At 74.6% G+C, this 12,878-nt stretch carries 10 protein-coding genes and 1 pseudogene; 8 read left to right on the forward strand and 3 right to left on the reverse strand.

Features of this window, described 5'->3' with window-relative positions; all coding sequences use genetic code 11:
- Positions 1-54 precede the first annotated feature (54 nt).
- The 6 genes from BM242_RS08460 (at position 55) to BM242_RS08485 (ending at position 6,265) form a co-directional block, all read left to right on the forward strand.
- Complete coding sequence (locus tag BM242_RS08460) at positions 55-888, forward strand: M55 family metallopeptidase (protein ID WP_093838075.1); 834 nt, start codon at positions 55-57, stop codon at positions 886-888.
- A gap of 170 nt (positions 889-1,058) precedes the next feature.
- Positions 1,059-2,426, forward strand: coding sequence for a M20/M25/M40 family metallo-hydrolase (locus tag BM242_RS08465; RefSeq protein ID WP_093838267.1), 1,368 nt, complete (start codon positions 1,059-1,061; stop codon positions 2,424-2,426).
- 59 nt (positions 2,427-2,485) lie between these two features.
- On the forward strand, positions 2,486-4,561 hold the full coding sequence (locus BM242_RS08470) for a prolyl oligopeptidase family serine peptidase (RefSeq protein WP_093838076.1): 2,076 nt from the start codon (positions 2,486-2,488) through the stop codon (positions 4,559-4,561).
- 122 nt (positions 4,562-4,683) lie between these two features.
- Entirely contained in the window at positions 4,684-5,232 is a 549-nt protein-coding gene (locus BM242_RS08475; RefSeq protein WP_093838077.1) for a DinB family protein, read from the forward strand.
- Positions 5,233-5,418: 186 nt separating this feature from the next.
- Positions 5,419-5,880, forward strand: a complete 462-nt coding sequence (locus BM242_RS08480) for a CBS domain-containing protein (protein WP_093838078.1) — start codon at positions 5,419-5,421, stop codon at positions 5,878-5,880.
- Between the two features lie 133 nt (positions 5,881-6,013).
- The gene (locus tag BM242_RS08485; protein ID WP_093838079.1) at positions 6,014-6,265 is read left to right on the forward strand and encodes a lipopolysaccharide assembly protein LapA domain-containing protein; all 252 of its coding nucleotides are present in this window, start codon (positions 6,014-6,016) and stop codon (positions 6,263-6,265) included.
- A 52-nt stretch (positions 6,266-6,317) separates the two neighbouring features.
- On the opposite strand, the gene BM242_RS08490 is transcribed toward BM242_RS08485, so the two are convergent.
- Complete coding sequence (locus BM242_RS08490) at positions 6,318-7,172, reverse strand: class I SAM-dependent methyltransferase (protein ID WP_093838080.1); 855 nt, start codon at positions 7,170-7,172, stop codon at positions 6,318-6,320.
- A 199-nt stretch (positions 7,173-7,371) separates the two neighbouring features.
- On the opposite strand from BM242_RS08490, the gene BM242_RS08495 reads away from it, so the two are divergent.
- Positions 7,372-8,412 (forward strand): MBL fold metallo-hydrolase, encoded by a 1,041-nt coding sequence (locus BM242_RS08495; RefSeq protein WP_093838081.1) that lies wholly within the window; start codon positions 7,372-7,374, stop codon positions 8,410-8,412.
- Between the two features lie 393 nt (positions 8,413-8,805).
- On the opposite strand, the gene BM242_RS08500 is transcribed toward BM242_RS08495, so the two are convergent.
- Entirely contained in the window at positions 8,806-9,765 is a 960-nt protein-coding gene (locus tag BM242_RS08500) for a LysR family transcriptional regulator (RefSeq protein ID WP_093838082.1), read from the reverse strand.
- Positions 9,766-9,952: 187 nt separating this feature from the next.
- Positions 9,953-11,476: a S1 family peptidase gene (locus BM242_RS08505; protein WP_093838083.1), complete on the reverse strand. Its 1,524-nt coding sequence runs from the start codon at positions 11,474-11,476 to the stop codon at positions 9,953-9,955.
- A 1,162-nt stretch (positions 11,477-12,638) separates the two neighbouring features.
- On the opposite strand from BM242_RS08505, the pseudogene BM242_RS31130 reads away from it, so the two are divergent.
- Positions 12,639-12,830 (forward strand): annotated as a pseudogene (locus BM242_RS31130) (S8 family serine peptidase); the annotation flags it as partial.
- Between the last annotated feature and the right edge of the window lie 48 nt (positions 12,831-12,878).

The following is a 12,878-nucleotide window of genomic DNA, read 5'->3' on the forward strand; positions in this document are numbered from 1 at the left end:
GACGGGCCTGTCGTTCTTCCGCCGGGCCGCGCCGAGCGCGTAGCGTGACCCGGCATGAAGGTGTTGATCAGCGCCGACATGGAGGGGGCCACCGGCGTCACCTGTCCCGCCGACTGTCTGCCCGGCACCCCCCAGTGGGAGCGCTGCCGGGTGATGTTCACCTCCGACGTCAACGCCGCCATCGCCGGGTTCCACGACGGGGGAGCCGAGCGGGTGCTGGTCAACGAGGCCCATATGAGCATGCGCAACCTGCTGCTGGAGCGGCTCGACGACCGGGCCGAGATGCTCACCGGCCGGCACAAGGACCTCTCCATGGTGGAGGGCGTCCAGCAGGGCGACGTGGACGGCATCGCCTTCCTCGGCTACCACACCGGCGCCGGGGACGAGGGGGTGCTCGCCCACACCTACCTCGGCAACTCCATCACCGGCGTGTTCGTGGACGGGGTACGCGCCAGCGAGGGACTGCTCAACGCCCTGGTCTGCGCCGAGTACGGCACCCCGGTGGTGCTGGTCACCGGCGACGACCGCGCCTGCCGGGACGCCCGCGGCTATGCGCCGGGGGCGGAGACCGTCGCCGTCAAGGACTACGTCTCCCGCTACGCCGCGGTCTGCCGGCCCCCGGGCCGCACCGCCGGCCAGATCCGGGACGCCGCGCGCCGCGCCCTGCGTCTGGCGCACCGGCACGAGCCGGCCCCGCCGCGCCCCCGCAAGGTGGAGGTGGAGTTCGACGCCGGACACCTGGCCGGGGCCGCCGCCCTGGTGCCCGGCGTGGTCCAGACCGGTGACCGGCGGGTCGGCTACACCGCCCCCGACATGTACCAGGGCATCCGCTGCTTCAAGGCGGTCACCACCATGGTCTCGGCCGCGGTGGAGGAGTGGTATGGCTGACCCGGACGGGCGAACCGCCGCAGGTCTGTACCTGTGCAGCCCCTCACGGGGCCTGTTGCCGGGTCGGCGCGGAGCGTAACGTGACGGGCCATGAAGATCTTCGGGCCGGGCGCCGGCCCCCGGGACGCCCTGGGAGCGCTGCCATGACTGAACCCGCGGCCGTCGGCGCCATGGTGCAGCCGGAGGACGAGGCGCATCTGGACGGGCGCGCCCTGGACGAGTCGGTCGCCTTCACCTCCGACCTGATCCGCTTCGACACCACCAACCGAGGGCTCGGCGAGGGCCATGAACGCCCGGCCGCCGAGTACGCCGCGGAACGGCTGGCCGAGGCCGGGCTGGCACCGCATGTGCTGGAGAAGGCCCCCGGCCGCACCAATGTCGTCGCCCGCATCGCCGGGCACGACCCGGGCGCGCCCGCCCTGCTGGTGCACGGCCATCTGGACGTGGTCCCCGCCCAGCCCGCCGACTGGACCGTGCACCCCTTCTCCGGCGAGATCCGGGACGGCGTGGTCTGGGGGCGCGGCGCGGTGGACATGAAGAACGCCGACGCCATGGTGCTGGCCGTGGTCCGCGCCTGGGCGCGGGCCGGGGTCCGCCCGCGCCGCGACATCGTGCTCGCCTTCACCGCCGACGAGGAGGACAGCGCCGCCTACGGCTCCGGCTTCCTGGTCCAGGAGCACGCCGTGCTGTTCGAGGGCTGCACCGAGGCCATCGGCGAGTCCGGGGCCTTCACCTTCCACCCCGGCGACGGCAACCGGGTCTATCCGGTGGCGGCCGGCGAACGCGGCACCGCCTGGATGCGGCTGACCGCCCACGGCCGCGCCGGGCACGGCTCCAAGCGCAACGCGGAGAACGCGGTCAGCCGGCTGGCCGCCGCCGTGCACCGGATCGGCGAGCACCGCTGGCCGGTGCGGCTCACCCCGGTCACCCGGGCCGCCCTGCTGGCCCTGTGCGAGCTGCGCGGCCTGCCCTGCCCCGATCTGGACGCGGTGGCCCGGATCGGCGAGGCCCATCTGGACCAGGAGATCGACTCCCTGCTGGACGAACTCGGCCCGTACGCCGAACTCATCGCCGCCACCGTCCGCAACAGCGCCAACCCCACCATGCTGGACGCCGGCTACAAGGTGAACGTCATCCCCGGCAGCGCCACCGCCCATGTGGACGGCCGGACCCTGCCGGGCACCGAGGAGGAGTTCGCCGCCACCCTGGACGAACTCACCGGCCCGGATGTCGAGTGGTCCTACCAGCACCACCAGATCCCGCTGCTGGCGCCGGTGAACTCGCGGAGTTTCGCGGTGCTGCGCGACGCCCTGGAGCACTTCGACCCGGGGGCGAAGGTGGTGCCGTACTGCATGTCCGGCGGCACCGACGCCAAGCAGTTCTCCCGGCTCGGCGTGCAGAGCTACGGTTTCACCCCGCTGCGGCTGCCGGAGGGCTTCGACTACGGGCGGATGTTCCACGGGGTGGACGAACGGGTGCCGGTGCAGGCCCTGCACTTCGGCACCCGGGTCCTGGACCGGGCCCTGCGCAGCCTGTGAGCCCGCCGGGGGAGCTGCGGGAGCCGGGGGGAGCCGAGGGAGCCGAGGGAGAGGTGACGATGTCCGAGCCGCTGATCCGCGCCGGGGCGGTGCCCGCCCCGTACGGCAGCTGGCCGTCCCCGGTGGACGCCGCCCTGGTCGCCGCGCACGACGGGCGGCCCGAGTACGCGGGGCAGGTCGGCGCCGAAGTGTGGTGGACCGAGCCCCGCCCGGCCGAGGGCGGGCGCCGCGCCCTGATGCGGCTGCGCCCCGAGGACGGCACCCCGCAAGAGGTGCTGCCCGCGCCCTGGAACGTCCGCAACCGGGTGCACGAGTACGGCGGCACCCCCTTCGCCGGTGCGCCCCGCCGGCGCGGCGGCCCGCTGGTGGTCTTCACCCACTTCGCCGACCAGCGGCTCTACGCCCTGGAACCGGACGCCGCGGCCGGGGCCGCCGGACCGCGCCCGCTCACCCCGGTCTCGGCCGTCGGCGGCGGGCTGCGCTGGTGCGATCCGGTGGTCCTGCCGGAGCGCGGCGAGGTGTGGTGCGTGCTGGAGGAGTTCACCGGGGAGCGGCCCACCGAGGTGCGGCGGCTCGCGGCGGCCGTGCCGCTGGACGGCTCGGCGGCGCGGGACCGCTCCGCGGTCCGGGAGCTCACCACCGACGCCCACCGTTTTGTCACCGGCCCCCGGCTGTCGCCGGACGGCACCCGGGCCGTCTGGCTGGCCTGGGACCATCCCCGGATGCCCTGGGACGGCACCGAGCTGAAGCTGGCCCGGGTCACCGGCGGTGCCCTGACCGGGGTGCGCACCGTGGCGGGCGGCCCGGAGGAGTCCCTGGTCCAGGCCGACTGGGCACCGGACGGCGGCCTGCTGTTCGTCAGCGACCGCACCGGCTGGTGGAACCTCTACCGCGCCGCGCCGGAGGACCTGCCGGAGGCCGCGGCCCGGGCCCGCCCGCTCTGCCCCCGGCAGGAGGAGTTCGGCGACGCCCTGTGGCGGATCGGGCTGCGCTGGTTCGCCCCGCTGGAGGACGGGCTGATCGCGGTGCTGCACGGCCGCGGCGGGCTGCGCCTGGGCATACTCGACCCGGCCACCGGCGAACTCACCGACGTCCCCGGCCCGTGGACCGAGTGGTCGGCGGCGCTGGCCGTGACCGGCACCCGGGTCACCGGCATCGCGGCCGGCCCGCGCCGCGGCTGGGAGCTGGTCGAACTCGACACCCGCACCGGCCGCGCCCGGGCGGTCGCCGCGCACCACCGGGACCCGGTGGACCCGGGCTTCCTGCCCGAGCCGGAGCCGCTGACCGTCACCGGCCCCGGCGGCCGGGAGGTGCACGCCCAGCTCTATCCGCCGCGCAACCCGGACCGTACCGGGCCGCCCGGGGAACTGCCGCCCTGTGTGATCTGGGCGCACGGCGGTCCCACCGGCCGCGCCCCGGTCGTGCTGGATCTGGAGATCGCCTACTTCACCTCGCGCGGGATCGGCGTCGCCGAGGTGAACTACGGCGGCTCCACCGGATACGGGCGGGCCTACCGCAACCGGCTGCGCGGGCAGTGGGGCGTGGTGGACGTGCAGGACTGCGCGGCCGTGGCCGCGGCGCTGGCCGAGGGCGGCGTCGCCGATCCGGCCCGGCTCGCCGTCCGCGGCGGCAGCGCCGGCGGCTGGACCGCCGCCGCCGCGCTCACCGCCGGGCCGCGGAACGGCACGGACGGCGCGGACGGCATGAACGGCGCGGACGGCCGGTTCGCCTGCGCCGCCATCCGCTACCCCATCCTGGATCTGACCGGCTGGCGGGGCGACGAGACCCACGACTTCGAGTCGCACTACCTGCACACCCTGGTCGGGCCCTGGGCCCAGGTGCCCGAGCGCTGCCGGGAACGCTCCCCGGTGCACCGCGCCGACCGGGTGCGGGTCCCGTTTCTGCTGCTCCAGGGGCTGGACGATGTGATCTGCCCGCCCGCGCAGTGCGAACGCTTCCTGGCCGCCGTGCGGGGCCGCGGGGTGCCGCACGCGTATCTCGCCTTCCCGGGCGAGGGCCACGGCTTCCGCCGCGCGGAGACCATCGTCCGCGCCGTGCAGGCCGAGCTCTCCCTCTACCTCCAGTGCTTCGGCGCGGACCGGGACGATGTGCCGCGCCTGGAGCTGCGCCCCTGACCGCCGCCGCGGGGCGGTGCGGGCGGTCCCGGTGTTCCGGAGCCTTTCACCAGGGCGCCCGGGGTACCTGTCACCCTGGACCCCGACGCGGCAGCCCCCGTCCACAAGGAGCCTGTGTTGCGATGACACCCCCGCGGAACTCCCCGATACCCACGCCCCCCGCCGTGCGCGAGGAGCCCTCGTCGCAGCTCGACGATCCACACCGGCTGCTCGCCGAATACCTGGACTTCTACCGGGAGACGATTCTCGCCAAGCTGGACGGCCTGACCGAGTCGCAGCTCCGCGCCAGCCGGGTGCCGTCCGGATGGACGCCGCTGGAGCTGCTCTGGCATCTGGCCCATGTGGAACGCCGCTGGCTGCGCTGGGGCTTCGAGGGCGAGGACGTCTCCGCGCCCTGGGGCGACCACGGCACCGGCAAGGGCTGGTCCGTACCGCAGGGGGTGACCGCCGAGGAGGTGGTGGCCCGCTACCGCAACCAGTGCGAGCGGTCGCGGGAGATCATCGCCAAGGCGTCGCTGGCCGACCGGGCCCAGACGGGCGGGGCGTACAGCGACACTTCCGAGACCCCGACCCTGGCCTGGATCCTGTTCCATCTGCTCCAGGAGTACGCCCGGCACGCCGGCCAGCTCGACATCGTGCGGGAGCTGATCGACGGCCGGGCCGGGAAGTAGCGGCGGCGGATGCCACAACGGGCGTGACGGACATTTCACGCTTAATCTGGTGCCGACCCGAAACAGCCGCGGCCGCGGTGCTTTCCGCTGCCCATGTACGGCCGGACTGCGGCCGGTGTGCGGTACGGCGCGGCGTCACCACGCCGGCCGGCAACCGTGGCGGCGTACGTATCCAGGAGGCACAGGATGACCACTGCCCGCGACATCATGAACGAGGGGGCCCGGTGGATTCCCGCCACCGAGACCCTGGACCGCGCGGCCCAGATCATGCGGGACCTCGATGTGGGCGCGCTGCCGGTCAGCGACCAGAACGAACGGATGTGCGGCATTGTCACGGACCGCGACATCGTGGTGAAGTGCATCGCCGCCGGGCACGACCCCGCCCGGGTCACCTGCGGCGACGTCTGCGAGGGCACGCCGCGCTGGGTCAGCTCGACGGCCAGCGTGGAGGACGTGCTCCGGGAGATGGAGCAGAACCAGATCCGGCGGCTTCCGGTGATCGACGAGCACAAGAAGCTGATCGGCATGATCAGCGAGGCCGATCTGGCCCGGCATCTGACGGACGACCAGCTCGCCGAGTTCGCCGAGCGGGTCTACGCCCCGACGCACCGGGGCGCGTCGGGCGCCGGGCACCTCGCCCGTTCCTGACCGGCGGGCACGCCCCCGGCCGCGCGCCACCGCCGCCCGGCAGCCACCGGCTGCCGGGCGGACGTCTCTTCCCCGGGTGTCCCCGGCGTGTCCCCGGCGCGCGCCGGGCGCCGGACGGGGGCAGGCTGGAGACATGCGGACACGAGCACAGGGCAGCCGGGAGCGGGCGGGCGGTGCCCGGGGCTTCTTCACCCCGGGCCGGATCGCCGCCTTGGTGATCATCGCCGTGACCCTGGTCTTCGTCTTCCAGAACACCGGAGAAGTCGAGATCCGGCTGCTGATCCCCGAAGTGACCATGCCGCTGTGGCTGGCCCTGTTCGGCACCCTGCTGATCGGCGGGCTGACCGGCGCGGTACTCGCCATGCGGCGCCGCCCCGGACGCTAGCCGCCGCCCATGGCCGCCCCCGCCGCGGTGTTCTCCGGCGGGCGCGGCCGGCTCAGGGGGCGCAGAGGACCTCGCCGTGGGGGACGGCGAACCAGGCGTCCGGATCGGAGCCCCAGACGCGCCAGCTCTCCGCGACGGCGGAGAGCTCCCCGGGCGTGGCGTGGCCGCCGGCCACCGCCAGCCGGGCGTAGTCCGAGTCCACCGTGCGGTCCGCCCACAGGGCGCTCCACCAGGCCCGGTCCTCCGGGGTGGCGAAGCACCAGACGGACGCCGTGGCGGTGATCTCCCGGAACCCGGCCGCCCGGGCCCAGGCCGCCAGCCGGCGTCCGGCGTCCGGTTCGCCGCCGGCCGCCCGGGCCACCCGCCGGTACAGCCGCTGCCAGTGGTCCATACCGGAGGAGGCCGGATACCAGTGCATCGCCGCGTAGTCGGCGTCCCGCACCGCCACCGTGCCGCCCGGCCGGCACACCCGGCGCAGCTCGCGCAGCGCCGCCACCGGGTCGGCCAGATGCTGGAGCACCTGATGGGCGTGGACCACGTCGAAGGAGGCGTCCGGGAAGTCCAGGGCCGACACGTCCCCGGTGACAAAGCGGAGGTTGTCCAGTCCGCGCGCCGCGGCCTCGGCGCGCGCGGTGTCCAGGACCCCGGCGGCGGCGTCCAGCCCCGTCACCGGGCCGGGCGCCACCAGCGAGGCCAGATCCGCGGTCAGCGTGCCCGGCCCGCAGCCCACGTCCAGCACCGACAGCCCGGCGCGCAGCCGGGGCAGCAGGTATCCGGCGGAGTTCTCCGCGGTCCGCCGGCGGTGCGAACGCAGCACCGATTCATGGTGCCCATGGGTGTACACCGCCTGCGGCGCCGACTGCGCGGGTGTCTGCGCGGTTGTGTGCGGTGTGGTCTGCGACGACATGCCCTGCTCCCTCCCGAGGTGGACCGCCAGCCTGCCCCTCGTCTTGCATAGTGGTCAATATTGTTTCATCATGCGGACGATGCGGGCCCGGTTCACCGGTTCGGCGGCGCCGGGGTTGCCGCGCCCGGGCGGCGGCCGATGAGTGGGAACAGACGCCTGCGCGGACCCGGCCGCCCGGCGCGGCAGAGGGGAGCAGCCCATGACCGACCAGCGCCGGTACACCACCGGCGGCCCCGCGGCCGGGGGGCCCGGCCCGCGCGCGGTGCCGCGCCCGCTGGGCGTGCCCCGGGTCTGGCCGCGCAGCTTCGCCGACCGGCTCACCGCCCCGCTGCCCGGCCTGGCCGCCATGGTCCGCGCCGCCCGCCAGGGCACCCTGCGCCCGGCCCCGGAGACCCTGCCCGGCCCCGGTGAACTGCCCGTGGTCACCGAGCCGCTGCCGCCCGCCGACGCCGCCGGCACCTCCGTCACCTGGGCCGGTCATGCGAGCTGGGTGATCCGCACCGGCGGCCTGACCGTGCTGGCCGACCCGGTCTGGTCCCGGAAGATCCTGGCCACCCCGCCGCGGATCACCCCGGTCGGGGTCGCCTGGGAGCGGCTTCCCGAGATCGACGCCGTGGTGATCTCGCACAACCACTACGACCACCTGGACCTGCCCACCCTGCGCCGGCTGCCGCCGGACACCCCGCTGCTGGTGCCGGCCGGCCTGGGCCCCTGGTGCCGGCGGCGCGGCTTCACCCGGGTCACCGACCTGGACTGGTGGGAGACGGCCGAGCTGCCCGCCCGTCCGGAGTCCGCCGGAACCGTGCGGTTCGGCTTTGTGCCCGCCCACCACTGGTCCCGGCGCACCCTCACCGACACCTGCCGCTCGCTGTGGGGCGGCTGGGTGCTCACCGGCCCCGCCGGGCACCGGGTCTACTTCGCCGGGGACACCGGCTACGGCCACTGGTTCTCCCAGATCGGCTCCCGCTGGCCGGGCATCGATCTGGCCCTGCTGCCGGTCGGCGCCTATGCGCCGCGCTGGATGCAGGGCAGCGTGCACACCGATCCGGAGGAGGCGGTGCGGGCCTGCGCGGATGTCGGGGCACGGCGGCTGGCGCCCATGCACTGGGGCGCCTTTCTGCTCTCCGGGGAACCGCCGCTGGAGCCGCTGCACCGGGTGCGGGCGGCCTGGGCCGCGGCCGGCCGCGCCCGGGAGGACCTGTGGGATCTGCCGGTCGGCGGCTCCCGCGTCCTGCCGTGAACCGGGTGAGCCGGGTGAGCCGGGTGAGCCGGATGAACGCGCGGCGGCCCGCCGGACCGCCCTTCCGTGTGCGATCCGGCGGGCCGCCGATGACAAGCCTCCGGCCGCCGCCGGGCCTGCGGCGGCCGGACCGGGAAGCGGCTTGTCACCAGGGAAAGGCCGTACTGGGAGGAATCGGGTTCGCCGCCCGGACCAGTTCCTTGCCGCGGTGCTGCCGGCGGCGGTTGGCCGCCGGCGCCGGGCCCGGGGCGGTACGGCGCCGGTGACGCCGTCCGCCCCCCTGCTGTCATGCGGGGTTGCGGAAAAACGTAGTGGCCGCGGCGGAGCCGCGGCACCTCTCAAAGAACCCCTCTCGCCGCGCTATGACTCCGCCACCCGCCGCCGCCCCGCGGCTCAGCCGGTGGTGCCGTAGCGGGCGTTGCCGGAGAGCCAGCGGGCGTAGACGGGATTGCGGCGGGCGGCCTCGCGGTGCACCCCTCTGGCGTGCACCAGCACCCCGGGCGCGGCGCGCGCGGCGATCGCGGCGGGATGCCAGCCCAGCAGGTGGCGCCAGCTCAGCGGGGTTCCGGCCAGCGGTACGGTGACGATCCCGGGGGTGGGCGGGAAGGTCGCCCGGCAGGGCGCCACCGCCCGCCCGAGCTGCACCAGATGGACACAGGCCGAGGTGTCCATCTCGTAGACCGAGGCCGGGGTGAAGCCGGCCCGTGCGCAGGCCGCCGAGAAGCAGTCGCCGAAGCAGCCGTCCCCGGGGGCGTCCACCCACTGCTCGCCGGAGAGCCGGCCCAGCTCGATCTCCGGCTCCTTGCCCAGCGGATGGTCCTCGGCGAGCATCACGAAGATCGGGTCGCGGCCCACGGTGCGCCAGCTCAGTTGGTCGTCGGCGGGCGGGGTGGACTCGCCGCAGGTGCCCACCATGGCGAAGTCCAGCCGCCCGGCCACCACCAGTTCGCTCAGCTCCTCCACCGACCAGCTTGTCACCGTGGAGATGGCGGCCCGCGGATTGGTGGTGGCGAGCGCGTCCACCAGGCCGCCGAGCATCGGGCCATGGGTGCCGCCGAGCCGGAACCGGGGCAGGTCCTCCAGGGTGTTGGCGAACCGCACCGCCTCCTCCTGGAGCTCGCGCACCGCCGGCAGCAGCACCCGGGCGCGGTCCAGCACCAGCTCGCCGAGGGCGGTGGGCCGGGCGCCGTGCCGGCCGCGTTCGAACAGGGGGCCGCCCAGCGCCCGTTCGATCCGCTTCAACTGCGCGCTGAGTGCCGACTGGGCCAGCCCCAGGCTGGTGGCCGCTCGGGTCAGGCTCCCCGCGTCGTCTATCGCGCGGATGATCCTGAGGTGGCGCAACTCCAGATCCATGCGGGGAAATTATTGCCACCCCTCGTGACCGGGCAAGAGCGGGCGGCCACCCGCGGGCACACCGGTGCGGCCCGCCGCGCCCGAAGGGCTGCGGCGGGCCGCCGTGTGAGCCGTACACACGCCGCCGGCCTGCGGTGATCGGGGGAGGGGCAGGGCCGCGGCCGGCCGGTCCCGTTCCCGGTGCCGCCTACGGCCGGTCGAGACCCAGGGTGTACGAGCCGGAGCCGCTGTAGGCGTGCACGATCCAGCGGTAGTAGCCGGAGGTGCCGCTGTAGCCGACCGTCTCGTCGGCGGCGGAGGTGATGCCGCGCGCCACGGTCGTCCAGCTGGACCCGCTCCACTTCTGGAGGTAGAGGTCGAAGTCGCTGCCGCTGGGGCCGTCCAGGCAGCCGCGGTGGGTGCCGGAGGACGAGGAGTAGTAGTAGGAGCCGTTCGGCTGGACCGCCTGGCCGCCGCTGCTCAGCGAGCCGCTGTGGGTGGACTCGTAGCCGGAGCAGCCGGTGGGCGGGTCGGGGTCGCCGCCGCCGGAGGTGACCAGGGTCAGCCCGTAGGCGGAGAGGATCTCGTTGATCGGCTGGTGGTAGGTGGTACCGCCGATGGAGCAGTTGCCGGAGCCGCCGGAGGTGACGCCCTGCGCCTGGCTGCCGGAGATGTAGGAGCCGCCGGAGTCACCCGGCTCGGCGCACACCGAGGTACGGGTCACGCCGGTGATGGTGCCCTCCGGGTAGGTGACGCTGGTGTTGTGCTGCTGGATGGTGCCGCAGTGCCAGCCCGTGGTGGAGCCGGACCGGCAGATCGAGGCGCCGACCGCGGCCTGGGTGGAGCCCGAGACGGTCACGTTGGCGCCGCCGCTGCCCCGCACATACGGGGTCACGGTCCAGTTGGAGTTCACCGCGACCCAGGCCATGTCGTTGCCGGGGAAGCTGGAGGCCTGGAAGGTGCCCTGCGCGACGCGGTTGTGGCCGCTGGTGGAGGCACCCGCCCGGCCGCAGTGGCCGGCCGTGGCATAGCCCTGGGTGGAGCCGCGGGTGACCGGGAAACCGATCGAGCAGCGTCCGGAGTTGTTGATGTAGTACGCCTCGCCGCCGCGCAGGTCGTAGTACGGGCGGGGGGACTCGCCGGAGCGCACGATCTTCACATCGCCCGCGTCCAGGCCGGCCGCGGACACGAACTCCTTCGCCGCCGCGGTCTTCTTGGCATGCAGCACCACGGTGTTGCTGGTGACGTCCACGTACCAGACGGGGGCGTCGGTGGTGGCCCGCTCGGCGCTCGCCCGGTCCAGCGCCCGCTTGACGGCGTTGAGTTCGGCCAGGCTGTCGTCCACCACCTCGGCGGTGGCGCCGGCGGCCTCGATCGCCTCCGCCTCGGCGGCGTCCGTGGTGGCCACCACGATCTCGTCCGAGGTCTTGCCGGTCACCCAGGAACCGGCCCAGCTCGCGCCGAGTTCGGCGCGCAGTCCGGCCTCCTCCTTGCCGGCCTTGAACTCGTTGGTGATCCGGGTCCTGGCCTGCGCCTCGGTGAGGCCCAGGTCGCGCTGCATGGCCTTGAGCATGCCGGCCGGCAGCTTCTCCGTGGCCTGGGCGGCAGCGCGTTCTGCCGCCTGGTCGGCGGTCTCGGCTGCGGACGGACCGGCTGCCGCGGGTGTGGCGGTGAGGGTCAGCGCGGCTATCGCGATGCCTCCCGCGAACAGCGCACCACGTCTGCGATGCATGAGGGGTCTCCTCAATCTCGGTGGGGGGTTGCCCGGAACCGTAGTTGACCCCTTGCGCTGACGGGTACACGTCAGCTCGGTCCTGCCGCGGCGTTATACCTTCCGCGCCGGTGCCGGTCATGGGTGTGGTGGCCGGCCGTGCGGAGGAGGGGCCGGCCGCCGGATTGCGGTGCCGTGGGGAGATGTGGGCGAAGCGTCGGTTTCAGCCCGATGTGCCCCATGAAGTATGTGATTTATGTTCCTCTTGTCGGCATTTCGGTGACACCTCCGGGGTGGTGCGGTGTCCCGTGGGCGGTGGTGGGGCGCCCGCCGCGGCGATCCGCCCGCGCGTGAGCCAAGGGGAAATATGTGGCGCAACACCCATGGATGGTGACGTACCGTCATGGACCTCTCCGGCCGCCGCGTGTTTGCCTGACGGCCCGGCGCATCCCCGTCCAGAAAGAGACAGCCCATGCGCAGAGCACCATGGACAGCCGGCATGCTCGCCGCATCCCTGCTGGCCGCCGCGTTGCCGGCGGCCGCCTCGGCGGCCGCCTCGGCGGCCGGCCCGGCGGCCGGCCCGGACACCGGGGCACCGGCCGGGCGCGCGGCGGCGCACTCCGTCACGCTGCTCACCGGCGACCGGGTCGAGACCGACGGCCAGGGCCGGGTGCTGGCGATCCACCCGGCGGACGGCCGCGCGGACATCTCCGTGTCGGTGCGCGGCGACGACGACCACACCTATGTCGTCCCGCGCGACGCCGCCGCCCTGATCCGCTCCGGCACCCTGGACCGCCGCCTGTTCGACGTGCGCGGCCTGGTCCGGGCCGGCTACGACGACGACCGCAGAGACGATCTGCCGCTCATCGTCACCTACGACGACACGGCCGGCCGGGACAGCGGCCCCTTCGGCACCTCCCCGGCCGGTGCGCACCGGCCGCTGCCCAGCATCGGCGGCGCGGCGGTCGGCGTCGGCAAGGAGCAGACCGACGCCGTCTGGCAGCGGCTCACCGCCGGGGACGACGGCCCCGCCCCGCTCGCCGCCGACGGCATCGAGCGGATCTGGCTGGACACCCCCTACCAGGCCGCCCTCGACCACAGCGTTCCGCAGATCGGCGCCCCCGAGGCATGGCGGGCCGGCCACGACGGCACCGGCATCACCATCGCCGTGCTGGACACCGGAGTGGACCAGACCCATCCCGACCTCCGGGGCCGCGAGGCCGCCCAGCAGGACTTCACCGGCGCCGACGACCCGGTGGACCGCTTCGGGCACGGCACCCATGTGGCCTCCATCGCGGCCGGCAGCGGCGAACTCTCCGACGGCACCTACACCGGCACCGCGCCCGGCGCCCGCTACCTGGACGGCAAGGTGCTCAACGACAGCGGCGTCGGCCAGGCGTCGTGGATCATCGCCGGCATGGAG

Origin of the sequence: Streptomyces aidingensis, assembly GCF_900112355.1 — a bacterium.
Taxonomy (GTDB): Bacteria; Actinomycetota; Actinomycetes; order Streptomycetales; family Streptomycetaceae; genus Streptomyces; species Streptomyces aidingensis.